Here is a 25,471-nt window from a genome sequence, read left to right as displayed (position 1 = left end):
CTTTTGCTGCAAACGCTTTATGAAGGCGGTGGTTGCGCGCGCGAGCCAGCGCGCGCACCGACAATGATGACCGCAATCACGCTCATCAGCAGCGCAAAAACCACGCAAAACACGAACACACCCGTCGAGAACCAATCCTGCCGGTCAACATAAGCAACATCGCGCGACACCCGCACAGTAACACTCTGCCCGATAGGGTAAGCTTCGCGCAGCGCAGTTTGCGCATCCAAGCGATTGGCAAAGGGGCCCTCTGGTGGCTCCACACCGTAAAGGGCAAGCAAGCGGCCGGAGCGCTCATGCACCAGGCGCACGCGCACATCCACCACATCGCCGCGCTCATAACCTCGTGGCGGCCCGTCGCGCGGTTGAACAATGTCGGCCACCTGCACCAAAGCCTCTGAGCGCTGGGCAAACAGCGTCCAGATCGGTGGCGCGGCCAGAAACCAGGCGGCGAGCGCAATACTCAGCGGTACGAAAATGCCGACAAGGATGAAAAACACCGTGCCGGGCTTGGCGCCTGCGCGGACGAGCAGGAAACCAAGAAGGCCGACAATGGCAAGAAGAATGAGCCCAAACATGGGGCAAGGCTTAAGCGGTACGTGCTAGAAAATCGACCCCAGAAAACGCGTCAGTGGGTTCGACCCGCCACCAGGTGGTTGCGTCGGCAACACGATGGCAGATGGATCATCGCGGCGTGCGGGCATACCTTGGCCAACCCCAACGCCCGGTATCGGTTGATTGCCGATGATCGCCGCAGGGTTGAGCTGTGCAAGGCTCGCCGCATCGGTGCCGGGCAGCATTGCAATCGGCACGCCGACATGGGCGTCGGTCATGTAGGCCTGCCACACCTCGGCGGGCAGTCCACCGCCGGTCACCCCATCCATCGGTGAGTTGTCATCATGGCCGAGCCAAACGCCCGTTGTGAGATTGGCCGTGTAGCCGACAAACCAGGCATCGCGCAGCCCCTGTGTGGTCCCGGTTTTGCCTGCGCCCGTCCAGCCTTCCAGCGCCGCGCGGCGACCGGTGCCAATGATCAGCGTGCGCGAGAGCATCGCGTTCATCGCGCGACCATGAGAGGGGTCGATCACGCGCCCAAAGCCTGATGCATCGCGCGCGTAAAGCACGTTGCCGGCTTCATCGCGCACCCGAAGGACCACATGCGGTGCCACTGCATAGCCGCCATTGGCAAAGGGCGCGTAGGCTGCCGTCAGCTCCAAAGGCGAGACTTCTGATGTGCCAAGTGCGATGGACGCGTTGCGCTCCATTTCCGATTGGATGCCAAGGCGCTGCGCGGTGTTGATCACCCGCTGGGGGCCCACCTCATGGGCAAGCTGAGCGGCAATTGTGTTGAGCGATAGCGCCAGTGCGTCGGCCAGTGTTACCGGCCCGCGATACTCGCGTGAATAGTTTTCCGGCGACCAATCACCAAACTGAACCGGCACATCGTTGCGCATGGTGGCGGGGGCGAGCCCCTGTTCTAGCGCCGCCAGATAAACAAACGGCTTGAAGGCAGAGCCAGGCTGGCGGAACGCATCGGTGGCCCGGTTGAACTGGCTTTGTTGATAGTCGCGTCCGCCGACCAGCGCGCGCACCGCGCCCGTACCGTCGAGCGAAACGATCGCGCCTTGCAAATCGCCATCGTTTTGATCGGCCAAGGCGGTACGCAAAGCAAGCTCAGCACGCGCCTGAAGGTAGGGATCAATGCTGGTCTCAACGGTGATGTCGCCTTCGATAAGCGGCAAAATCCGGTCCAGCTCGTCCATCACATAGTCAGCTACATAATTGGCAGCACCGCGTCGCGCACGGTCCATTGTGGCGGCCGGATTGTTGCGTGCGAGCGTCATTTCTTCTTGGGTGATGAAGCCCTCTTCCACCATCGCTTGCAGCACTGTGGCCGCGCGCGCTTCAGCCCCTTCAGGGTTGCGGGTTGGAGCCCAGCGAGACGGCGCACGCAAAAGGCCAGCGAGAATGGCGGATTCAGCCAAAGTCACCTGGCTGGCTGGCTTGCCGAAATAGCGCTGTGCCGCCGCATCCACACCATAGGCACCCGCACCGAGATAAACCCGGTTCAGGTAGAGCTCCATGATTTCATCTTTGGAGTAGGTCGCCTCCAGCCACACCGCGAGAATGAGTTCCTGGATTTTCCGGCTGATCGTACGATCGGCGGTCAAAAACAGGTTTTTGGCCAGTTGCTGGGTCAGCGTTGAGCCGCCCTGCACGAACCGCCCTGCTTGAGCGTTCACCACCATCGCGCGGGTTAGGCCAATTGGATCAAGCCCGAAATGGCTGCGGAACCGGCGGTCCTCGATCGCAATCACAGCATTGGGCAAATAGGCCGGCAGCTGCTCCAAACGGATTTGTTCACCACCGGTGTCACCACGGTTGGCCAGAAGCTGGCCATCATTGGCGATAATGCGCACATTGGGCGGACGCTCCGGCACACGCCACTCAGAGGCAGGCGGCAGTTGCATAGCATGATAGGCGATGACACCGGCAAGGCCGATAACGCCCCAGATCGAGAGCACAAAGCCCCAGTAGAGCGAGCGGCCAAGAAACCGGCTGAACCAGCCGCGCCCTGATCCGCCACCACGACCCCCCTGCCCACCTCGCCTTCTGCGCTTGGCCTTGGTACGGCGCTGCGCGGGTGGACGGCGGGTCGGCTCGCTTTGCGGACCGCGACTTGTGCGTGGCCCAGAACGTGGCTCACTGCCGGAGGGTCCACGCGCAGGTCCATCAAAGCTCGGCTCAATGCGCTGATGGCCGGCAGGTGGTCTACGAGTTGGGCGTCGCGTGCGCGCCATGGAGGCCTCAATTGGTTAATGCAGCGGGCGTCAAAGAGGAAACGGATTGCCTCACCAAGAAGCGCCTTTGGCGTTAAGACCACGTAAAGACTTGGAAATGGAGATCGCGTCACTTTGACGTTACGGAGGGCTTAACCCTAACCGGTACAATTCGTCGAAAACGCGGCTCAAACTTGGTAGTATCTAGCGGGGAATACGTACGGGCAGACACATTTTCGACCCAAAGAACCTGGGTCCAAGCGAAAGACACGCGCAATGCGACTGACCGGTGCAACCGCCAACGCTCAACCTTCAGCAGTGCAACCTGCTCTTTTCACAACGCCTGAAGGGCGCGTGGACTGGGTGGATGTCGCCAAAGGCGTCTGCATTCTCTTTGTCGTGATGATGCATTCCACGTTGGGTGTGGAAGAGCTGACCGGCCAACACAGCTGGATGGGCACCATCGTGACATGGGCGCAGCCTTTCCGCATGCCCGATTTCTTCTTCATTGCTGGTCTGTTCCTTGTGCGCACGATTGATGCGCCTTGGCAGCGTTATCTCGACCGCAAGATCGTTCACTTTGCTTACTTCTACCTGCTCTGGATGGTCATCCAGTGCGCGATAAAGTGTGGCCTGTTCGCTGGCACACCTGAAACCATTCTGCCCAACATGATCGAAGCGATCTACCAGCCATACGGTACGCTGTGGTTCATCTACATGTTGCCGATCTTTTTCCTGGTGGTGCGCCTGACCAAAGACTTGCCGGTCTGGCTGATGCTTGGCATTGGCGCAGCGCTTGAGATTGCGCCCATCGGTACCGGCTATCTGCTCATCGATGAGTTCGCCGCACGCTTTGTCTACTTCTATGCAGGTTACGCGCTGGCTGGCTACGCCTTTGCTTTGGCCGACCGTGCAACATCTCGCCCGCTATTGGGCATCGCTGCCTTGCTCGCCTGGGGCGTGATCAACGCTTTTGCCGTGTTCACCGATGTGCAGGTCTTTGGCGGGACTTACTCTATCGCTCAGTTGCCTTTCTTGTCATTGGCGCTTGGTGCGATGGGCGCATTGGCGGTGATCGTGACGGCAGCCCTCATCACCCGCACACTGGTGGGCCGCAGCTTCTCTTACATGGGTGCTCGCTCCATCGTGGTCTATTTGGCCTTCTTCTTCCCCATGGTCGTGGTGCGTGAACTTGGCGTGCGCCTGGGCCTCTTCCCTGACACGGGAATGCTCGCCCTGGTGACCACACTGGCCGCGGTGATCGCGCCACTTATCCTCTACTGGATCATTCAGAAGATCGGCTTTGGCCGCTTCCTGTTCGAGCGTCCGGCTTGGGCGCATATTGATCGCCCGGTGCGCGCAAAACGCGTGACCATTGCCCCGGCTGAATAACGGTTCAAAGACTGATTTCTGATCTGGCTTGGATGGCGCGTTCCTCTTAAGGTCGCGCCACCATGACCGACACGAAAAACCGCCCGCTCAGCTCCGACGACCATCTCATGTTGGTCGATGGCTCCACTTACATTTTCCGCGCTTACCACGCGCTGCCACCGCTTACCCGCAAGTCCGACGGCTTGCCGGTGGGCGCGGTGTCGGGTTTCTGCAACATGCTGTGGAAGCTGTTGGCGGAACCCGATCCGGAGCTACTGGGCTCGCCGCCGACGCATTTTGCGGTGATCTTCGACCATTCCTCCTACTCGTTCCGCAACGATATCTATCCTGACTACAAGGCCCACCGGCCTGAGCCGCCGGAAGATCTGCGTCCACAATTCCCGATTATCCGAGACGCCACCCGTGCCTTCAACGTCGCGTGCATTGAGCAGGAAGGCTATGAAGCCGACGATCTGATCGCCACCTACACCACCCAGGCGGTGGAGGCCGGCGCGCATGTGTCGATCATTTCCTCCGACAAGGATCTGATGCAGCTGCTCACCATGCCCAATGTGGTGCTGGTGGACACCATGAAGGACAAGCGCACCGGCCCCGACGGAGTGGTGGAGAAGTTTGGCGTGCCGCCGGAAAAGATGATCGACCTTCAGTCGCTTGCCGGTGACTCAGTCGACAACGTGCCCGGTGTGCCCGGCATCGGCGTAAAGACTGCTGCCCAACTGCTGGAAGAGTTTGGCGATCTGGAAACACTGCTCGCCCAGGCCGAGACCATCAAGCAAAACAAGCGGCGTGAAAACCTGATCGAGTTTGCCGACCAGGCCCGTGTCTCCAAAAAGCTCGTCACACTGAAGCCTGATGTGCCGGTGAAAGAGCCGCTAGAAACCACTCTGGTCCGCGACCTGGATGGCGAGCAACTGATTGGCTTCCTGAAAGCTATGGAGTTCACCACGCTCACCCGTCGCGTGGCGACCAAGACCGAAACATCCACTGACGACGTGCAAAGCGCTTCGGTGTCCACCCATGGGTTTGAGGGCGCCAAAGTCGAAGAACGCGTCAAAGCCGAAGGTGAGATGACGCCCGCTGCGCTGGCTGAGAAACGCGCCAATGAGGCCGCCTCCGTCACGATCGATCCATCGAAGTACGAAGCGGTGTTCGATCCAGCCAAGCTGGAGGCCTTGTTCGATGAGGCGCGATGGTCCGGCATTTTGGCCTTTGACACCGAGACCACCTCGCTTGACCCGATGCGCGCGGAGCTTGTCGGCTTCTCCTTCGCGCTGGAGCCTGGCCGCGCCTATTATGTGCCGCTGATCCACACCTCTGGCGATGATCTACTGGGCGCAGGCCATGATGACCGGCAAATGCCTGCTGATAAAGCGCTGGCGCTTCTGAAAGCTGTTCTGGAAGATCCCGCGATCCTGAAGATCGGCCAGAACATGAAGTACGACATCTCGATCATGGCGAACCACGACATTGCCGTCGCGCCGTTCGATGACACAATGCTGCTTTCCTATGTGGCGGGCGCTGGTACCGGTGGTCACGGCATGGATGAGCTGTCGTCCAAATGGCTGGGCCACACGCCGATCCCTTACAAGGAGGTCGCAGGCTCCGGCAAGTCGATGATCACCTTCGACAAGGTGCCCATCGACAAGGCCACCGAGTACGCCGCCGAGGATGCCGACATCACACTGTTGCTGTGGCGAGCACTGAAACCCCAGCTTATTCCCCACAAAGCCACCACCGTTTACGAGACGCTGGAACGCCCACTGGTGCCTGTGCTGGCGCGCATGGAGCGCAATGGCATCAAGGTTGATCGACAGATGCTGTCGCGCCTGTCAGGTGACTTTGCGCAGGGCATGGCCGGGCTAGAAGCTGAGATCGCCGAGCTTGCCGGCGAAGACTTCAATGTCGGTTCGCCCAAGCAGTTGGGCGATATTCTCTTCGGCAAGATGGGCTTGCCAGGGGGCAAGAAAACTAAGACGGGTGCTTGGGCAACACCCGCTTCGGCGCTTGAGGACTTGGCCGCTGAAGGCCATGAGTTGCCTCGCAAGGTGCTCGACTGGCGCCAACTGCAAAAGCTTCGCTCCACCTACACCGAGGCGTTAGCGCAGGCGATCAACCCCGATACGGGCCGCGTGCACACAAGCTTTGCTTTGGCTGCAACCACGACGGGGCGACTTTCTTCCTCCGATCCGAACCTGCAGAACATTCCAGTGCGCACCGAAGCGGGCCGGAAAATCCGCAAGGCGTTTATCGCTGAAGATGGCTGCAAACTTGTCTCTGCCGACTACAGCCAGATCGAGCTGCGCGTGCTTGCCCATGTGGCGGATATCGACCAGTTGAAGCAGGCCTTTGCTGACGGGCTCGACATCCACGCTATGACGGCATCAGAAATGTTCAATGTGCCGATTGAGGGCATGGACCCCATCGTCCGCCGTCAGGCCAAGGCGATCAATTTCGGCATCATTTACGGGATTTCCGCGTTCGGTCTCGCCAACCAGCTGGGCATCGGGCGCTCCGAGGCGGGTGATTACATCAAGACCTATTTTGAGCGCTTCCCTGGCATCAAACAGTATATGGATGACACAAAGGCGTTCTGCCGCGACCATGGCTATGTGGAGACCATCTTTGGTCGCCGGGCGCACTATCCCGATATCAAGGCGAGCAACCCTGCGATGCGCGCTTTCAATGAGCGCGCGGCGATTAACGCGCCGATCCAAGGGTCAGCGGCAGACATCATTCGCCGCGCGATGATCCGCATGGAACCGGCGCTGGCTGAGGCAAAGCTGAACGCCAAGATGCTGCTTCAGGTGCACGATGAACTCATCTTTGAGGTGCCTGAAAGCGAGGTGGACGCCACTTTGCCGGTCATCGAAAAGGTGATGATCGATGCATCCAACCCGGCTCTAAAACTATCCGTGCCGCTGGAAGTGGACGCCCGCGCTGCCGACAATTGGGATGACGCGCATTAGGTGGCTCGCGTCCTGGAATGACGCCAAGGACTCGTAACGTCATCCGAGGGCGCGTCCCGAGGGTCTAGGCTGGGCGCCACTAAACGCGCACAAAAACCCCATCCCGGCGTTCATCGCCAGCGCCTTCCAGCGACACCCGCCCATCGGCATTTACGCGTTGTTCCACGCCATGAGTGCCACCAAAGAACATGGACGATTCATCCCAAATGCGGTGATCCTCAAAGGCGCGTTGCAGTGGTTCCGGATCGTCTCCCGGCTCACCATCCAAATGGCCCTCTTCCACATGCGAGCGCGGGGCGCGGATAGCTTCTTCCAGCGGCTCGCCATGCACGCCCCAACGCAAAAGGACCTGTGCCATCGCTGATCGGATACGGTTAGAACCACCGGAGCCCAGCGCCAGCAAGCCACCCTTGTCATCGGCAACCAAGGTTGGCGCCATCATGGACGAAAGACGCTGGTCTGGCTCCCAGGACCCCGGACCATCAGCGAGCAGGTCATCCTCGCCAAGCATGTTGTTGAGCATGAACCCGCAGCCAGGCACGATGGCACCGTTGCCCTCGCCATTGGACACGGTGATCGCCACGGCGCGGCCGTCCTTGTCGACCACTGAGACATGAGTCGTGCCGCGAGATGCCACCGATGCGGCCTCACCCACCATCATCCGATCATCAAAGCCCACGGGTTTACCAAGCTTGCGCCAGCGCGTGTCGACGGAATCCAGGGCTCTGGCAAAGGCCAGCGGGTCGTAGCGATCACCGGCGTCATAGGTGGCCAAGACAGCGGCGATCAGGCCACCGCCTGCGGACGGTGCTGGATTGGTATAGAGTCTTCTTGTTTGGCCTGCTGCGCTCCGGTCTTCACCGCCCGACCGCTTCGTGGGCAACTCCTGGACTGGCATCATCCTTATCAGCGGTTCACGCCAAATGGCCTCGTAGGTCGAAACATCCCTGGCGCTCAAATGCCCGCCGCTGGCCGCATCCGCCATCAGATGCGCGATCTCGCCTTGGGTGGCGAGGCGCACGCCCTCACGGGCAACGGCGTCCAAAGCATCGGCAAGCGCAGGATTGCGGAACACATCACCCGCGCTGAGCAACGCCCCATCTCGTGTGTGCAACGCTTTGGCGTCTGCGGATGCAGTTAGGATCGGCGCGACGATAGTGGCGAGCTTCGCCTGATATGCCGTGACTGTCACACCTTCTTTGGCGGACGTGATAGCGAACTCAGCGAGCCGTACCATAGGCAGCGTGCCATAGCGTTCATGCAGCGCGAACAAGCCTGGCAAAAACCCAGGCGTCGCCACGGAGCCTGGCCCGATGTGAAAGGTCTGCGTGACACCGCCAAAATCAGCATCCACCTCGCGCAAGCCATCATAGCGTTTGCCGCTGGCTTGCTTTGGCGTTTGCACGAAGAAGTCGAGACAGGTTGGCTTGCTGCCATCCGACACCATAGCGAAGCCGCCGCCAGCCGGTGAGGCGAGCACTGGCTCGCACACGCACGCCGTGAGCATCGCGGCGATGGAAGCATCCACCGCCGTGCCACCATCAGCCAAAACTTCCGCGCCTGCCTGGGCTGTCAGTCTATGCCCAGCGGCGATGCCACCCATCAACGTCATAAATGGCGGTATAGCGGTTTATTCAGCGGCCTCAAGAAATCCCGGCGCAGCGTCCAGCACCGATTGTCCGACATGAGGCGCAAAGGCTTCGAAGTTAGCCGCGAACATGGCTGCCAGTTTTGTGGCCTGGGCATCATAAGCGTCCTTGTCGGCCCACGTTTCGCGTGGATGCAGGAGTGACCTATCCACGCCCGGCACTTCCGTTGGGACCAACAGTCCGAAGTGGGGGTCAGCTTCGAAGCTTGCGTTCTTAAGGTGTCCATCAAGCGCGGCATGCAAAAGCGCCCGTGTCTCTTTGATCGGCATGCGTTTGCCGGTCCCATAGGCGCCGCCGGTCCAGCCGGTGTTGACCAGCCAGCAATCCACCGCGTGCTCGCCGATCAGCTTGCGCAACAGATCACCATAGACACTTGGATGGCGCGGCATGAACGGCGCACCAAAACAAGTGGAAAACGTTGCTTCGGGCTCAGTCACACCCATTTCGGTGCCCGCCACCTTGGCAGTGTAACCGGAGAGGAAATGATACATCGCCTGTTCAGGCGTCATTTTGGCCAGCGGCGGCAACACGCCAAAGGCATCGGCGGTGAGCATAATGATGTTGGTGGGCTGCCCTGCGCGGCCAGACAGCAGCGCGTTGGGAATGTAGTCGATGGGGTAGGCGCAGCGCGTGTTCTGGGTGCGCGATCCATCGTCAAAGTCTGGAACACGGGTGTCCAGATCAAGAACGACGTTCTCCAGCACCGTGCCGAAGCGCTTGGTGGTCGCGTAGATCTCCGGCTCGGCCTCTTGAGACAGGTTGATCGTCTTGGCGTAGCAGCCGCCTTCAAAATTGAAGACGCCATCAGCACCCCAGCCATGCTCATCATCGCCGATCAGTGTGCGCTCTGGATCGGCGGAGAGCGTGGTTTTGCCTGTTCCCGAAAGCCCGAAGAAAATGGCAACGCGGCCCTCGTCGTCCACATTCGCAGAGCAGTGCATCGGCATCACATCTTCTGCGGGCAGAAGGAAGTTAAGCATGGAGAAGACGGACTTCTTCATCTCGCCGGCATAATGCGTGCCGCCGATCAGCACGATCTTACGTGTGAAATCACAGGCGATCACGGTTTCTGACCTGCATCCATGACGCGCCGGATCAGCCTTGAAAGACGGCAGATCGATGATCGTCATTTCCGGCACGAAACGGGCGAGCAACTCGCGCTCGGGTCGCAAAAGCATGGTGCGGATGAAAAGCGAGTGCCACGCTTTCTCAGTGATCACGCGAGTCGGCAATTGATAGCGCGGATCAGTGCCACCGTGCAGATCTTGGACAAAGAGATCGCGCCCTCTGGCGTGCGCCAAAAAATCTGCGTGCAGCGCATCAAAGGCTTCGGGCGTCATCGCGCCATTACCGTCCCACCAGACGGTATCCTCGGTGGTCGCATCACGAACGATGAACTTATCTTTCGGCGAACGTCCTGTGTGTTGACCGGTATCAGCCCGCAAGGCGCCACCAGCAACCAGTTGTGCTTCATCTCTGGCGATGGCCTGTTCGTAAAGCGCGGGCGGTGTGAGGTTCCAATACACCTCACCCAGGTCTTTCAACCCGGCGGTGTTAAGTCCAACATCTGCGTTCCAATGCCCGTGTTGTGCCACGTCAAGCGTTCCTTAGGTTTGCGCTAGGGCGCCGAAAATCTCCCATTTTTCGGCTTTCCCACCCCCGGATTGAAACCATGCTGCGGTGCACGCCAACCGGCAGGTGGCGGACGCCTTAAGGGGTGAGATCACAGTGAACAACAGCGGCGCAGCGCGAATTGATCAACATCATGAACATTCCAAGACAAAAGCGTTTCCGATGCCCAAACGTTCGGCACGGACGACCAGGAGGCACCTGAAATGCTAGTAGGATCAGCGCAAAATCTTGGACGGCTGGAAGGGTTGCTAGAAGCCCTCTTGGGTGATCGTAGACAGCGCTTGCGAACAGGATCGCACGCGCTTGCCATAATTTACGCGCAATCAAAATGACAACCGACAGTCAAGCATCCGGGCTGGGGCTTAGCCGGTGTGCGTTTGCCAGGAAAGCGATCGCGCGCGACCCGACGCCGATACCATTGCGGGCGGCGCCGATGATCAGCCGCGTTTTCACCATGTCGAAAGCGCACAAGACCAATTGTGGCAAATCATGCTACAGCCGAACCATGAAAGAGCTTCGCTTTGCAAACCGATCGTATGTCGCTTGCCCGACAGTCCCCCAAAGGAGCAACCATGCCGACCATTGCGCTGGTTGATGATGACCGCAACATCCTAACCTCCGTGGCCATTGCACTGGAGGCTGAAGGCTATCGCGTGGAGACCTATACCGATGGGGCTTCAGCGCTGGATGGCATGCAAATGGCCCCGCCAGACCTGGCTATCTTCGATATCAAGATGCCACGTATGGATGGCATGGAGCTGCTGCGTCGGTTCCGTCAGATTTCTGATCTGCCCGTTATCTTTCTCACCTCCAAAGACGATGAGATCGATGAACTTTTCGGCCTGAAAATGGGCGCCGATGATTTCATCAAGAAGCCGTTTTCACAGCGTGTTTTGGTGGAGCGCGTTCGCGCTCTGTTGCGCCGTGTGCAAGCGCGCGCTGGTGGTGGCAATGGCACAGCAGGCGCGGCTGCCCCTGAGGTCAAATCAGATGGCGAAGAAACCGGCCAAGTCCTCAAGCGCGGTGACTTGGTGATGGATGAAGATCGGCACGCCTGCAATTGGAAAGACAAGCCGGTTACGCTCACTGTCACCGAGTTCTTGATCCTGCAGTCTTTGGCCCATCGCCCAGGCATCGTGAAAAGCCGCAATGCGCTGATGGATGCGGCTTATGATGATCAGGTGTATGTTGATGATCGCACCATCGATAGCCACATCAAGCGCCTGCGTAAGAAATTCAAGCAAGTCGATGACAGCTTCGATATGATCGAAACGCTTTATGGCGTCGGCTACAAATTCAAAGAAAGCTAAGCGCTCAGCGAGTTTGGCATGGGGCTTGGCGTTGGGTGAGCAAGTTAGGGCTGGATGGTAGACCGCAGCGACGACCACATAAGGTTCGCTGATAGCGAGGTGAGATCGGACACAGCGTCCGATCTGCGTACCAGCCCGCTGGGCCGATTTTGGCGTGCCTGGCGGGTGCGTCGCGCGCGCCGTCGTGGCTTCACACGCTTTACCGTTTTCTCTTCGCTCACCCGCCGCATTGTCATCTTGAACCTGGTTGGTCTGGTGGCGTTGGTCAGCGGCATTCTTTACCTCAATCAGTTCCGCGAGGGCTTGATTGATGCCCGGGTGCAAAGTCTTCTGGTGCAAGGGCAGATCATTGCAGGCGCAATTGTCGCGTCCGCCAATGTCGACAACGACAACACCATCGTTATTGATCCAGAACGTTTGCTGGAATTGCAGGCGGGCGAAAGCTTGTCGGTGTTTGACGATCCCCTGGAGAGTCTGGAGTTCCCGGTAAACCCAGAACGCGTGGCACCCATTCTCAGGCGTTTGATCACGCCTACGGGCACCCGCGCACGCATCTATGATCCTGAAGGCAGCCTGATTATTGACAGTCAGGCTCTCTATGCGCGCGGCGCTATTTTGCGGTTTGATTTGCCGACTGCCACCGGCAATGAGCCTGGATGGTGGGACAAGATCTGGCAGCGCGGCCAGTTGTTTCTGCGGCGTTTCGATATGCCACGATATGAAGAAATTGGCGGTGCCAACGGTATGGTCTTGCCCGAAGTGCGTTCGGCTATGGCGGGCGAACCGGCAAGCATTGTGCGCGTTAACGACCGTGGCGAGCTGGTGGTTTCTGTTTCTGTGCCGATCCAGCGCTTCCGTGCCAATCTCGGCGCGTTGCTGCTCTCCACCCAGGGCGGTGACATCGATGCAATCATCTTCAACGAACGCATGTCGATCCTACGAGTGTTCTTGGTAGCCGCAGGTGTGATGGTGGTTCTCTCGCTCTTGCTGGCCAGCACCATCGCAGGACCCGTGCGCAAGCTGTCGGATGCTGCTGATAGGGTGCGTTATTCGGTCAAAGCGCGTGAAACACTGCCAAGTTTTCAAGGTAGGCGTGATGAAATCGGTCACTTGGCCACCACGCTGCGCCGGATGACCGATGCGCTTTACAACCGTATGGATGCCATTGAGAGCTTTGCCGCTGACGTCAGTCATGAGCTGAAAAACCCGCTCACATCGCTGCGCAGTGCGGTCGAAACCTTGCCACGCGTGACGCGAGAAGAAAGCCGCCAACGCCTGCTTGAGGTGATTGAACATGATGTGATGCGCCTCGATCGTCTGATCTCCGATATCTCCGACGCATCGCGTTTGGACGCTGAGCTTGCCCGCGAGGATGCAGCCCCCATTGACCTGAAACCGCTGATGGAGGCGGTGGTGGGCGTTCAGCGCGAGCTGGGCGCAAAAGAGGGTGTCTCGGTGAAGCTGGCTTTCGTACAGTCCGGTGATCAAGGTTTCATGCTCAATGGCCATGAATCACGCCTCGGCCAGGTCTTCACGAACTTGCTCGACAATGCGCGCTCGTTCTCACCAGAGGGCGGAACCATCCAGGTGCGCGTGCGCCGGGATGAGGATATGCTGGTTATCGAGATTGAGGATGAGGGCCCAGGCCTGCGCCCCGATATGCTGGAACGTGTTTTTGAGCGTTTCTACACCGACCGTGCTGAGCAATCCGGCTATGGCAACAATTCCGGGCTCGGCTTGTCAATCTCGCGGCAGATCATCGAAGTGCATGAGGGCACTATCGAGGCAAGCAATCGACCTGGGCCAGACGAGGATACACCTGGCGGTGCCCGCTTCACTGTAGAGCTGCCTGCCAGCACCGACAACTCTGCCTAAGCTACTGAACCGAGGTTATCCGGCATGAGCGCCAATCCGATCCATGCCAACGCCTTGGTGCTGGATGGTGTTGGTGTTGTGATCCGTGGCACCTCAGGGTCTGGCAAGTCTCGTCTCACCTATGCCCTCTTGGAGGCCGCGGGTTGCCGGCCCTCAAACGAAGCGGGGGCCAGAACAACGGCCGATACGGCGCTGATTGGTGATGACTACATCACGCTTGACGCCGATGAGCAGCTTCTAGCCTCGCCGGCACCCAATCTGCCGGGGCGTATCGAGGTGCGTGGCATCGGCATCCTTGGCCTGCCTTGGCGCGAAAAGGTGCCGCTGGCCCTTCTCGTTGATCTGGTGCCGGTGAGCGATATTGAACGCCTTCCAGATGCCCGCACAACGACCCTTGTAAACCAAACACTCGGTCACGTTGCGGTGCCGATCGGTGACCTCGCACACCAGATGCTTCTGGTGCGTACGGCGGCTACCTTGCTGCGCAGTTAGCAGGGGCGCACAATGCACCGAAATCCCTCCCAATGCCCCTTGCCATCGCCACAAAACGGGTGAAGGATGCGCGGCACCTTAGGGGCGAGATGCTCCTCACCGATGCTTTAAGGGCCTCATGATCGGTCTTCTCCTTGTTACCCACGGCAACCTGGCGCTGGAGTTCAAATCCGCGCTTGAGCATGTCGTTGGACCGCAAACTCAGCTTGAAACCATCTGCATTGGCGCAGACGATGATATGGAAGCGCGCCGTAGCGATATCGTTCAAGCCGCTGCACGTGCTGACACGGGTGATGGTGTGATCGTGCTGACCGATATGTTCGGCGGTACACCGTCTAACCTCGCCATCTCCATCATGGATGACTCCAAGGTGGAGGTGTTGGCTGGGGTTAATCTGCCCATGTTGGTTAAGCTTGCAAGCATTCGCGGTGACATGGCGATGGCTGATGCCGTGGCCCATGCCAGCGAGGCAGGCCGCAAGTACATTTCTGTCGCCAGCCAGATTTTGGACGCCGGATGAGCGAAACAGCAGCCGCCCAAACCGCAACGTCTGCTGGCTCTGCGAGCCCACGTAATGTGCTGATCCGCAACAAACGAGGCCTGCATGCGCGCGCCTCGGCAAAGTTTGTCCAATTGGCTGAAAGCTTTGATGCTGAGATCACCGTGACCAAGGGCGAACAATCGGTGGGTGGAACCTCGATCATGGGGCTCATGATGTTGGCCGCCGCGCCTGGCTGCGAGATCACAGTCGATGCGACGGGCCCACAGGCTGACGAGGCACTCGATGCTGTCTGCGCGCTGGTCGATGATGGGTTTGGCGAAGAAGACTAAGATCTCGACGCCGTTCAAGCACCTGAGCTGCTAAGCACGCGCAAAAACATGGGCGGCAACCGCCAGATCTTCAGCTGCTGTGCCGACCGATTTAAACAGCGTGATTTGGTCATAGAACCTGCGGCCCGCCCGCTCTCCGCGACAAAGATCGAACAAATCGCCAGCCACATCGTCAGCGCTGAACCGTCCCTCAGCCATCGGGATCACAAGGTCGCCAGCCTCGCTCAACGCGCCATCGCGGGTGTCACAAAAAACACGAGCCTTCGAAACGGCGTGGCTGTCGCTTTCGCGCATGGTCGGTTTGAATGCGCCCACCAGATCAACATGCTGTCCCGCCGAAAGCCACTGACCTTGCACCAGCGGCGCCTCGCTCATCGTCGCGCAGGAAATGATGTCCGCGCCGCGTATGGCCCCTTCCAGGTCATCGGTCACAGACACGCGCGCAGGCAGATCAGACAGTCGCGATGCCACCTTCTCCGCGCGCTCCATTGCCCGGTTCCAGATCAGCACATGGTCGATGGGGCGCACCGCGCTATGGGCACGGACGAGATAGGGCGACAGAGCACCAGCGCCCACCATCAAGAGCTTGGAGGAATCCGCCCGCGACAGATAGGCCGAGGCCAGTGCGGAGGCAGCTGCCGTACGCCATAAGGTCAACGCTTGACCATCGAGCAGCGCCAACGGCACACCACTTTCGCCTGACAAAAGCAGATAAGCGCCGACCACACTTGGCAAGCTGCGCAGCTTGTTGTCAGGCACAACAGAAACGATTTTAACGCCTGTGTAGCCTTTGGCAGAACTGCCTTGGCTGGCGAAGTCGGTCCAAGCGGGCATGATGAGCAGCGTTGAATCAGGCGCATCACCAGGGCGTTCAATTGTGTGGTGGTGGCGCATAGGAGCGACTGGCGGATGGCGAAAGGTCTCGCGCAGAGTTTCCACCAGATCGCGAAAATCTGCGACTTCGGCAATGTCAGCGGCTGTGATGATCCGCATGGTCAGCCGCCTCTTACGTCACTGAGGTTGAAGGCAGGTCTAGCGAAGCGAGGCGGGGCTCGGCAAAGCACGCGCGCCAGACAGCTTGTTCAACTGCTCTTTTTGCACGTCGCGCTCGCGCGCGAGCTTTGTGGCTTCCATCTTCTTTTGCCGCGCTTCCTTGCGATAGGCCCCTTGGGTGAACCAGGTCGCGATACCGCCAATCAGAACGCCTAAGATGAGAGCGCCAAAAAGCGCCACGAACAGTGGCACCGAAACAGCAAACCACGGCGCATCGGTCGCGACAGGATCAAGCGAAATCTGAACAACCTGCCGATTGGCAACGCCGAAAACGATCAGCACCACCGCGAGCGGTAGAACAATCAAAACGGTCCAAAGGCGGTGGGCAACTTTACCCAGCATCAAGCGCCCTCATCGCCGGGGTTGAGGCGCTGGCGCATTTCCTTGCCGGTCTTGAAAAACGGAACGGCTTTGGCATCGACTTGCACCTGCTCGCCAGTGCGCGGATTGCGACCGACACGGGCGGGACGATTTTTGACCGAAAAAGCACCGAAGCCACGCAACTCTACCCTGTCACCACGCGCCAAGGCATCTGATATGGTGTCGAGAATAGCGGCAACAACATTTTCAATATCGCGCTGATAGAGGTGAGGATTGCGTTCCGTTATCCGCTGGATAAGCTCCGATTTGATCATTCCGTACCTCTAGAGATGCCCTGTAAGTCCCGGTAGACCCGGATTTTTGCCGTTAACGACCGTGCCAAAGCGACAGGATGCCGTCAAGCAGCATTGCATCGCGTAGCGCCTCGCGCATGCCATCGGCATCCAGTGTGACCTGTCCGCCTTGGCCGAACGCAAGCCGTGCTATGGCTGTTGGTCCTGCCAGTGACATCGGGCGTTCCGGCCGACGGTTCAGCACATCCATCTCTGTATCAAGACTGTGGGTTTCCGTCAGATAGGCCATCGCAGCATCCTCGCCGCCGATGGCATCGACCAGACCCATTTCAACGCCGCGTGACCCTGTGAAAACCGTGCCTTCAAAACCGCGGATCACGGCACCGTCAAGGCCGCGACGCTCTTCGATTTGATCAACAAACCAATCATAGTTTGAAGCAATCAGTTGCTCCAACTCGGCCAACGCTTCCTCGCTAGGAGGTGAAAAGATTGACGGTTGGGCTTTCAGCTCGCCGGAGCGCACTTCGTACATATCGACGCCCACGGTATCGAGCAGCTCAGAAACATCGGGAAACTGTGCCAAAACGCCGATAGAGCCAACAATCGATCCGTTGCGCGCAACGATATGTTCGCTGGCGCTTGCCGCCAGATAAGCCGCCGAAGTTCCAATGCCTTCAATAACCGCCACCAAAGGCTTGGTTTCACCAAGGGCGCGTAGCTGCGTGTAGACCGTCTCGCCCGCGACAGCGACACCGCCAGGTGAGTTGATCTCAAGGATGACGGCCTTCACATCATCGTCTTCTTCAAGGTCCTCCAAAAGAGCAATGAAGGGATCATCAAAGTCGATAAAACCGTCTAGCTCGACGCGCGCCACATGCTCTCCACGACCAACCAAGCGATCAGCTACGCCGGTGAACTGGGCCAGCAGACCAACGATCACGCCAACAAACAAAAGCACCGCCAGCGCACGCCAAACACTGCGTGAGCGGCGAAGCTTGCGGCGTTCCACGAGCGACTGTGCGTTCATACTGTCCATGCTCATCGAAGGCGGGCTCCGTTTGCTACGTCGACTGGGTTGAGAGAAGTATTAGGCGTTGGCTAGCAGCTTGCCGTGACAGCAACAAGGCCGCAGGACGCCGCAACCAAAAAAGCCGGACCCAAGGGCCCGGCTTTGCAATCTATGCGAGAGAAGCAGACCCTTAAGAGTCTTTTTTCTCGTCGTCGTCGCTCTGGCCGCTCTGGAGCGCAGCGCCGAGAATGTCGCCGAGTGATGCACCGGAGTCTGACGACCCGTACTGTGCCACGGCTTCTTTCTCTTCGGCGATCTCCAGCGCTTTGACCGAAACAGACACCTTGTGCGTCTTGCGATCAAACTGGGTGACGCGCGCATCGAAGCGATCGCCAACCGAGAAGCGCTCAGGGCGCTGATCATCACGGTCGCGGGCAAGGTCAGAACGGCGCACGAAAGCAGTCAGATCGGTATCAACGATCTTCACTTCCACGCCATTGTCCTGAACCACCGTCACCTCACAGGTCACCACAGCGCCGCGGCGCACGGTGTCTGAAGCCGCATCGAACGGATCATCACCGAGCTGCTTGATGCCAAGCGAGATGCGTTCTTTGTCGGTGTCGACGTCCAGAACCTGGGCACGGATCATCTGGCCGCGCTCATACTCTTCAATCACGTCTTCACCCGGACGGTTCCAGTCGAGATCCGACAGGTGAACCATGCCGTCAATGTCGCCTTCCAGGCCAACAAACAGACCGAACTCGGTTTTGTTCTTCACTTCGCCTTCAACAACCGAACCGGCTGGGAACATATCTGCGAAGTGATCCCATGGGTTGGAAAGGGTCTGTTTCAGACCAAGCGAAATGCGGCGCTTGTTGGGGTCCACTTCCAGGATCATCACATCCACTTCCTGGCTGGTGGAGACCAACTTGGAGGGGTGCACGTTTTTCTTGGTCCAGGACATTTCTGAAACGTGGATCAGGCCTTCAATGCCTGGTTCCAACTCAACGAATGCACCGTAGTCGGTGACGTTGGTGACGCGGCCGGTCATACGCGCGCCGGCAGGGTATTTGGCTTCAATACCATCCCATGGATCAGCTTCCAGCTGCTTCATGCCCAGCGAGATGCGGTGAGTCTCGTGGTTGATGCGCACGATCTGGACTTTGACAGTCTGACCGATGGAAAGAACCTCCGAAGGATGGTTCACGCGGCGCCATGCAATATCGGTGACGTGCAAGAGACCATCGATGCCGCCAAGGTCGACAAAAGCGCCGTACTCGGTGATGTTCTTTACGATGCCGTCGATCACCTGACCCTCGGCAAGGTTTTGCACCAGCTCCTGGCGCTGTTCGGCACGGCTCTCTTCGAGCACCACGCGGCGCGAGACAACGATGTTGCCGCGACGCTTGTCCATTTTCAGAATCTGGAACGGCTGCGGTGTGTTCATCAGCGGCTGGATGTCACGAACTGGGCGGATATCAACCTGCGAACGAGGCAGGAAGGCTACGGCGCCATCCAGATCAACGGTGTAACCACCCTTGACCACATTGAAGATTTGGCCAGTAACTTTCTCATTGGCGTTGAACGCCACTTCCAGCTTGTCCCAGCTCTCTTCGCGGCGGGCTTTGTCGCGCGAGAGAACAGCTTCACCCATCGCGTTCTCAACACGCTCCAGGTAAACTTCCACTTCATCGCCGACGGAAATGCCGCCTTCTTTGGCGCCTGCGCCAAATTCTTTCAAAGGCACGCGGCCTTCGGTTTTCAGGCCCACATCGATAACGGCGAGATCTTTCTCAATGCCGATCACTGTGCCTTTGACAACGGAACCCTCAAGGACGTCGTTGCCATCAAAGCTCTCCTCAAGAAGAGCTGCAAAATCTTCGCTCTCGAACGCGGCTGCGCTCGTGTCTGTCATAGCCATGTATGTCTTTTCTTTCCTGCGCCCGGTCAGCCCAGTGGCCGACAATGGTTGGTGTTGGTCAAAGCCATCAACGCTTGCCAAAGCCCATAGTAGGAAGGGCAGCTGCACGATGCGTGCTGGAAGAGCGAAAGGCTTCAACCGGCAGGGGCGCGGTGTGTGCAGGGCGTAACGTGTTAGGCCAGTTCTGTTCGATTGGCTTAGGCGTGCAGCTTAGATGCCACAAAAGCCCGCGCGGCCTCGAACGCCGCGTCTATACCCAAGTTTGTGGTATCGAGCAACAGGGCATCGTTAGCCTGCGCTAGTGGGGCGTTGCTGCGACCGGCATCGCGGGCATCGCGCTTGGCAAGATCGGCGCTGATCGCTTCCAACGAAGCTGAAGGGTCTTTCTGGACCGCTTGGGCGTGTCGCCGCTTGGCGCGTGCTTCCAAACTTGCGGTGATGAAAAGCTTGGCCTGTGCACCAGGGCAAACCACTGTGCCGATGTCTCGGCCATCCAGCACAGCACCGGGCTCGACGTTTGCAAAGCTGCGCTGAGCTTCCAACAAGGCAGCACGCAGGGGTGGGTGCACAGCCACTTTTGAGGCCGCTTCACCCACATGGTGTTGGGCGAGTACGTCAGGGTCGAGCGCAGTGAGATCAAGCTTTTTGGCAACTGCCTCGCAAGCAGATGGGTCATCCAGATCGCCGCCGCTCTGCAGCATCGCCAATCCAACCGCGCGATAGAGCAACCCGGTATCCAGATGCTGGAGTTTGAAATGCTGCGCCAACAGTTTGGAAATCGTGCCTTTGCCGGACGCGGCAGGTCCATCCACGGCGATCACAACCGCATCAGGCATGGTTGGAGAGCCTGGTGAAAGAGGCGCCGAGGCCGCTCATTAGCCCTCCGAAAGCTGGGAAGCTGGTCGCAATGACACGACCATCATCCACTGTCACAGGTTGTTGTGAGGCAAGACCCATCACCAAGAAGGCCATAGCGATACGGTGATCCAAATGGGTGATCACTGTGCCGCCGCCAGGCACAGCCCCTGGTGTACCGGTTACGGTGAGCCAGTCTTCGCCGTTCTCACTATGCACGCCATTGGTGGTCAGCCCATCGACGACTGCGGCCAATCGATCAGACTCCTTCACTCGAAGCTCGTGAAGCCCTGGCATGTGCGTCTCACCCTCAGCGAACGAGGCAGCAACCGCCAGCACCGGATATTCATCAATCATGGACGGCGCACGCTCTGCTGGAACCGTGATACCTTTCAGCTGTGACGATCTTGCGGTGATATCGGCCAGCTCTTCTCCGCCTTCAGTGCGGCGGTTGGTGATGGTGAGGTCCGCACCCATCTCCTGCAGCGTCGCGATGAGACCTGTGCGTGTTGGGTTCAGCATCACATCTTTGATCACCACCTCAGCATTGGGTGCGATCAAAGCTGCCACCAGAGGAAAGGCAGCGGATGAGGGGTCAGCCGGGATGGTCACGTCCTGCGCTTGCAGAACTTTGCCGCCCTCAACAGTGATGGTCCGTGATCCATCCTCATTCTCAACCACTGTGAGATCGCCGCCAAAGCCTTTGATCATGCGTTCTGAATGATCGCGCGTGGGGATCGGCTCAATGACCGTGGTTGTGCCTTGGGTGGAAAGCGCTGCCAACAGCACCGCCGATTTCACCTGAGCCGAGGGCATTGGCACCGTGTAGGTAACGGGTAGGGGTGTATCGTTGCCACGGATGGTCAGCGGCAAAAGCCCGCCATCGCGGGCCAAAACCTGCGCGCCCATCTCCTCCAACGGATCAAGCACACGCTTCATTGGGCGTTTGCGTAAAGACCCATCGCCGGTGAAGGTGGAAGCGAACGGGTAGGTTGCGGCCATACCCATAATGAGCCGCACCCCCGTACCGGCATTGCCGCAATCAATCACTTCACTTGGCTCAAGCAGGGCGCCAACGCCGACGCCGTCAACGTGCCAAGTGCCATCCTCATCCCGCGCGATCTTGGCGCCGTACTGACGCATGGCATCAGCGGTTGCCAATACATCCTCGCCTTCAAGCAATCCAAAGATGCGCGTGGTGCCGCGCGCCAAGGTGCCTAGAATTAGGGCTCGATGGGACATCGACTTGTCACCGGGTACACGTACGGTGCCGCTGAGCGTTTTGGTGTGGTGAGAACGAAGGGGTTGGGGGCCGCTGGATGCGTCCATGAAAAGGCCTCGACTGTGCCGGGTTGGAGGTAGGCGCGAGGCCTTATGACAAGCCTAACCGGTCGGTGCAATTGCCCAGCGACAATTGACCATCCACTTTTCGGCTTTGACTTGACGCGTAAACCGTGTCTATCACGCCGTTTCCAAAGCGTGGGGCGCGGCGCCCCGATTGCACGAACATACGATGAGGTTCTGGCGTGGCCAAACAACAGCTGGGCACAAAGCGCATCTGCCCCGAAACGGGCAAGAAGTTCTATGATCTTGGACGTGATCCGGTGGTTTCGCCTTACACCGGCATTTCCTATCCGGTTTCTGCCTTCGATTTGACGGTAAAGAAAACGACCAAACCGGACGAGGAACCCCAAGAAACGGACAAGGACGAGGCGGAGACCGCTGAGGTTGAAGCCGAGGACACCGGTGACGTTGAAGTGGTGTCACTGGAAGACGCTGAACCAAAAGGTTCGTTGGACGATGATGATGAGGATGACGACAACGCCGACGTTATCCCCGACATCGACACAACCGATATTGACGGCGATGATGCCGTGAATGCTGATGATGACACGTTCCTGGAAGATGATGACGAGGACTCAGATCCTGCCGTTGCCGTCGTCGCCGGACGTGACGACGACGACACATAGGGCCTAACGATGATGGCCGGGTGGTTCAACGGTTCGTGAAGCGGTTGACCGTCCGAAAAGCCTGACGTAAAGACGCCGAACGCCCGCGCGCCAATCGTTTTATCGAACATGCCGCGCGGACCCTAATGGGGCCATAGCTCAGCTGGGAGAGCGCTTCGCTGGCAGCGAAGAGGTCAGGGGTTCGATTTCCCTTGGCTCCACCAAGGTTTTTCACAAAAGCTGATATGGAAACGTTGGCGCTAGCAAGCGCTGAGAGGGCCGTTTCATCTTACGCCCGATACGTTAAGCAATACAACTAAAAGTGTTAGTAGAGCAAATTACATTCTTTGCTTGCGCTAAATCTTAGCCAGCGCAAGAAGATACGCTTTCTTAGCCTTTTCTTGTTGCTATTGGGCCAATAGGCGGCGTTTTCTCAAGTCCTGCAGGTCTTTTGAGCAATGCTGCCTTTTGATGTCAAAGGTGGTCCAGTGGCACACATACATCTCCGACCGGGTTTGATCGCAGCATGCCTCGCGCTGGCTGTGGTTATTGGGGTTGGTTACTTTGCTGATCACCAAAACCAAGCGCTTTATCGCGAGCAGGCTAGGGCGGAAGTGTCCGAGCATCTGGGGGCTGTGCGTGCTGCGCTTGAAAGCAACATCATCAGCAACATTCAGCTGGTCCGTGGACTTGTCGCCGTGATCGCATCGGATCCTGACATTGACCAAGCTAAGTTTGAACGGATCGCCTCAGAACTGATTGGCGAGCACTCCCAGTTGCGCAGCATTGCCGCAGCCCCTGATCTGGTGATCAGGATGATCTACCCGATGATTGGAAATGAACAGGCCCTTGGCCTTGATTACTTGCGTCACCCCACCCAACGCGAAGCAGCGTTGGCGTCCATGCAAGCCAGGCATATGGTTTTGGCTGGGCCGATCGACCTTGTCCAAGGCGGGCAGGGTTTTATTGGTCGTTTCCCAGTTTTTGTTGAAGGTGGGCCGGCTGGTGATCGGGCCTGGGGCTTGATCTCTGCGGTCATTGATGTTGACCAGCTTTACACCGACAGTGGTCTCATGCGCGACGACTTACCGATCCAGTTGGTCCTGATGGGGCGCGACGCGGACCTCTCCGATGATACGGTTTTCTTCGGCGATGGCATGGTCCTCAAACAAGAGCCTGTAGAGGCGGAAGTGTCGCTGCCAAATGGCGGTTGGCGCATCGCAGCGATCCCGCGCGATGGGTGGCCAGAAATCCCGTCTAACGCTCTTCAGTTCCGTGCCGCCCTTGCCGCTGCAATGCTGATGGTGATGCTGCCAATTGTTTTTGCAGGCTATCTCTACGATCAGCACCGCGCCCATATCCGCAAACTGGCGGTCCGCGAAGGAGAGATGCGGATCCTCTCCCGCCGTCTCAAACTAGCACTTGAGACGTCGAAAATCGGTGTCTGGGAGCTGAACATCGATACAGGTCACCTGAAGTGGGACCAGCGCATGCGCGAGCTTTACGGCATACCTGACGATGTGACCCCGGACGCCGTGGAGCATTGGAAGGACAAGCTGCACCCAGATGACCGCGACCAAGCTGTTGAAGAGTTCGACGAAGCGATCGCGGCCGGAGGTATGTACAATTCGGTTTTTCGCGTCATGCAGGCCGATGGCACAACGCGTTGGATACGCACCATTGGCGCCTCCCATCTCGATCCATCTGGTCACACGCTCGTTTTGGGCGTCAACTGGGATGTGTCCGATGATGTGCAGCTTAAGACGCGGTTGATTGAGGCCAACCAAAGCGCAGAAACCCGAAACCGAGAGCTCGAAGACGCGCGTCAACAGATGGAGCACAACTCGCTCCATGACAGTTTGACCGGGTTACCCAACCGTCGTTTTCTCGATGAAAGAGTGCTCAAAGACGATGCCGAGACAGCTCCATCAGCTTTGATCCACATAGATCTGGATCGGTTCAAGCATATCAATGATACGCTTGGGCACGCTGCCGGGGATGCCATGCTCACTCACGCGGCCAACGTGCTGCGAGAGAACTGCCGCGAAAATGATTTGGTGGCCAGGGTTGGGGGCGATGAGTTCATCATCGCGGTTATGACATCCACCAAAAATGACGCTTTGTCGGCCTTGGCCGGGCGCATCGTTGAGCAGATGCGCCAGCCAGTACCCTATGAGAACCACAAATGTCGGTTCGGCGCGAGCGTCGGCATCGCCGTCAACACCAGCGACGATGCGGTGCCGGCCAAGCAACTGTTGATCAACGCCGACATTGCTCTCTATAGAGCCAAGAACCAGGGTCGCAATCGCTTTGAGTTTTTCGATGCAACGTTGAAAGCCGAAATCCTCTCCAACAAGAAGTTGGCCGATGAGATTTTGAGCGGCTTGGAGCGCAGCGAGTTCCTGCCTTACTTCCAACCGCAGTTTGATGCGCAAACACTTGATATTATTGGTGTGGAAGCCCTTGCTCGTTGGCAGCATCCCAAGCGTGGCTTGCTGGCCCCAGACTCGTTCTTGTGCACTGCAGAGGAGCTAAATGTTGTTCCGCTTATTGATCGCGCGATCTTAGAGCAAACCCTTTGGCAGTCAGCCCGTTGGGAAGCCAATGGCATCACCATACCCAAAAAATCGGTCAATGTGTCTGCAGGCCAATTGCAAGACCCAGAACTGATTGATCGACTTGATGGCCTTCCGATCAAGACAGGCGAATTGTCGTTCGAGCTGTTGGAATTGATCTTTCTTGATGACCAAGACGAGATCGTCGCCAGCAACATTGAGCGCCTGACCGCTATGGGTATCGATATCGAAATCGACGATTTCGGCACTGGCTACGCATCAATCATCAGCCTTCTGCAGCTCAAGCCAGCACGATTGAAGATCGAGCGTCGACTGATCGCGCCCATCACATCATCGACGAGCCAACGGCAGCTTGTGGCCTCCATCATCGAGATTGGAAAGTCGCTGGGTATCAAAGTCGTCGCCGAAGGTGTGGAGACAAGGGATCACGTATCGATCCTGAGCGAGCTAGGCTGCGACACCTTGCAGGGCTATGCGCTCGGCAAGCCGATGCCCTCAGATGTATTCATCGATTTTGTGCGTGAGAACCGTTGGCGCGCCGCGGCATAGGTTGAGATCACAGCTGGT

The 25,471-nt window shown here is 58.3% G+C and carries 20 protein-coding genes and 1 tRNA gene; 10 read left to right on the top strand and 11 right to left on the bottom strand.

The genetic code is table 11. The features are described 5' to 3' along the window. Positions 1-17: 17 nt before the first annotated feature. On the bottom strand, positions 18-578 hold the full coding sequence (locus tag ABWH92_RS01835; protein WP_375571621.1) for a hypothetical protein: 561 nt from the start codon (positions 576-578) through the stop codon (positions 18-20). Between the two features lie 24 nt (positions 579-602). After that, positions 603-2,801, bottom strand: a complete 2,199-nt coding sequence (locus tag ABWH92_RS01830) for a transglycosylase domain-containing protein (protein ID WP_375571619.1) — start codon at positions 2,799-2,801, stop codon at positions 603-605. 255 nt (positions 2,802-3,056) lie between these two features. On the opposite strand from ABWH92_RS01830, the gene ABWH92_RS01825 reads away from it, so the two are divergent. Beyond that, positions 3,057-4,172 (top strand): acyltransferase family protein, encoded by a 1,116-nt coding sequence (locus tag ABWH92_RS01825; protein ID WP_375571617.1) that lies wholly within the window; start codon positions 3,057-3,059, stop codon positions 4,170-4,172. A 62-nt stretch (positions 4,173-4,234) separates the two neighbouring features. Beyond that, positions 4,235-7,138: a DNA polymerase I gene (gene polA / locus ABWH92_RS01820; RefSeq protein ID WP_375571615.1), complete on the top strand. Its 2,904-nt coding sequence runs from the start codon at positions 4,235-4,237 to the stop codon at positions 7,136-7,138. 79 nt (positions 7,139-7,217) lie between these two features. Here the strand turns inward: polA and ABWH92_RS01815 are convergent, their stop codons facing one another. Together ABWH92_RS01815 and ABWH92_RS01810 are read right to left on the bottom strand one after the other, a co-directional pair. After that, the gene (locus ABWH92_RS01815) at positions 7,218-8,741 is read right to left on the bottom strand and encodes a gamma-glutamyltransferase (RefSeq protein WP_375571613.1); all 1,524 of its coding nucleotides are present in this window, start codon (positions 8,739-8,741) and stop codon (positions 7,218-7,220) included. Between the two features lie 27 nt (positions 8,742-8,768). Beyond that, positions 8,769-10,382 carry a phosphoenolpyruvate carboxykinase gene (locus tag ABWH92_RS01810; RefSeq protein WP_375571612.1) on the bottom strand — a complete coding sequence of 538 codons (1,614 nt, stop codon included), beginning with the start codon at positions 10,380-10,382 and terminating at the stop codon, positions 8,769-8,771. Positions 10,383-10,991: 609 nt separating this feature from the next. Between ABWH92_RS01810 and ABWH92_RS01805 the strand changes: the two genes are divergently transcribed. From ABWH92_RS01805 to ABWH92_RS01785, 5 genes are all read left to right on the top strand, one after another. Then, positions 10,992-11,729: a response regulator transcription factor gene (locus ABWH92_RS01805; RefSeq protein ID WP_375571610.1), complete on the top strand. Its 738-nt coding sequence runs from the start codon at positions 10,992-10,994 to the stop codon at positions 11,727-11,729. A 54-nt stretch (positions 11,730-11,783) separates the two neighbouring features. Beyond that, positions 11,784-13,604, top strand: coding sequence for a stimulus-sensing domain-containing protein (locus ABWH92_RS01800; RefSeq protein WP_375571608.1), 1,821 nt, complete (start codon positions 11,784-11,786; stop codon positions 13,602-13,604). Positions 13,605-13,628: 24 nt separating this feature from the next. Continuing rightward, positions 13,629-14,096, top strand: a complete 468-nt coding sequence (locus tag ABWH92_RS01795) for an HPr kinase/phosphorylase (RefSeq protein ID WP_375571607.1) — start codon at positions 13,629-13,631, stop codon at positions 14,094-14,096. Positions 14,097-14,214: 118 nt separating this feature from the next. Beyond that, complete coding sequence (locus ABWH92_RS01790) at positions 14,215-14,616, top strand: PTS sugar transporter subunit IIA (protein WP_375571605.1); 402 nt, start codon at positions 14,215-14,217, stop codon at positions 14,614-14,616. Further along, positions 14,613-14,927, top strand: coding sequence for an HPr family phosphocarrier protein (locus ABWH92_RS01785; RefSeq protein WP_375571603.1), 315 nt, complete (start codon positions 14,613-14,615; stop codon positions 14,925-14,927). Before ABWH92_RS01790 ends, ABWH92_RS01785 begins: the two co-directional genes overlap by 4 nt. A gap of 30 nt (positions 14,928-14,957) precedes the next feature. Here the strand turns inward: ABWH92_RS01785 and ABWH92_RS01780 are convergent, their stop codons facing one another. The 7 genes from ABWH92_RS01780 to aroA all read right to left on the bottom strand — a co-directional run bounded on the left by ABWH92_RS01780 (position 14,958) and on the right by aroA (position 21,708). After that, complete coding sequence (locus tag ABWH92_RS01780) at positions 14,958-15,920, bottom strand: ornithine cyclodeaminase family protein (RefSeq protein WP_375571601.1); 963 nt, start codon at positions 15,918-15,920, stop codon at positions 14,958-14,960. A gap of 39 nt (positions 15,921-15,959) precedes the next feature. Beyond that, positions 15,960-16,322, bottom strand: a complete 363-nt coding sequence (locus tag ABWH92_RS01775) for a LapA family protein (RefSeq protein WP_375571600.1) — start codon at positions 16,320-16,322, stop codon at positions 15,960-15,962. Then, the gene (locus ABWH92_RS01770) at positions 16,322-16,615 is read right to left on the bottom strand and encodes an integration host factor subunit beta (RefSeq protein ID WP_375571598.1); all 294 of its coding nucleotides are present in this window, start codon (positions 16,613-16,615) and stop codon (positions 16,322-16,324) included. The genes ABWH92_RS01775 and ABWH92_RS01770 overlap by 1 nt, the downstream gene beginning before the upstream one ends. A 52-nt stretch (positions 16,616-16,667) precedes the next feature. Further along, positions 16,668-17,636 carry a S49 family peptidase gene (locus ABWH92_RS01765; protein ID WP_375571596.1) on the bottom strand — a complete coding sequence of 323 codons (969 nt, stop codon included), beginning with the start codon at positions 17,634-17,636 and terminating at the stop codon, positions 16,668-16,670. Between the two features lie 157 nt (positions 17,637-17,793). Further along, on the bottom strand, positions 17,794-19,524 hold the full coding sequence (rpsA, locus tag ABWH92_RS01760; protein WP_375571594.1) for a 30S ribosomal protein S1: 1,731 nt from the start codon (positions 19,522-19,524) through the stop codon (positions 17,794-17,796). A gap of 197 nt (positions 19,525-19,721) precedes the next feature. Next, on the bottom strand, positions 19,722-20,360 hold the full coding sequence (cmk, locus tag ABWH92_RS01755; RefSeq protein WP_375571592.1) for a (d)CMP kinase: 639 nt from the start codon (positions 20,358-20,360) through the stop codon (positions 19,722-19,724). Continuing rightward, a complete protein-coding gene (gene aroA, locus ABWH92_RS01750) occupies positions 20,353-21,708 on the bottom strand; it encodes a 3-phosphoshikimate 1-carboxyvinyltransferase (protein WP_375571591.1) in 1,356 nt (451 codons plus the stop codon). The genes cmk and aroA overlap by 8 nt, the downstream gene beginning before the upstream one ends. Before the next feature lie 197 nt (positions 21,709-21,905). Between aroA and ABWH92_RS01745 the strand changes: the two genes are divergently transcribed. The 3 genes from ABWH92_RS01745 to ABWH92_RS01735 all read left to right on the top strand — a co-directional run bounded on the left by ABWH92_RS01745 (position 21,906) and on the right by ABWH92_RS01735 (position 25,453). Beyond that, entirely contained in the window at positions 21,906-22,349 is a 444-nt protein-coding gene (locus ABWH92_RS01745) for a TIGR02300 family protein (RefSeq protein WP_375571589.1), read from the top strand. A gap of 127 nt (positions 22,350-22,476) precedes the next feature. Then, positions 22,477-22,552 (top strand) — tRNA-Ala (locus tag ABWH92_RS01740). Positions 22,553-22,816: 264 nt separating this feature from the next. Beyond that, positions 22,817-25,453, top strand: a complete 2,637-nt coding sequence (locus ABWH92_RS01735) for an EAL domain-containing protein (RefSeq protein WP_375571587.1) — start codon at positions 22,817-22,819, stop codon at positions 25,451-25,453. The last annotated feature ends 18 nt before the right edge of the window (positions 25,454-25,471 follow it).

Origin of the sequence: Ahrensia marina (assembly GCF_042140245.1) — a bacterium.
In the GTDB taxonomy this organism is placed as follows: Bacteria; Pseudomonadota; Alphaproteobacteria; order Rhizobiales; family MH13; genus MH13.
This window is presented reverse-complemented; position numbering and strand designations above follow the sequence as displayed.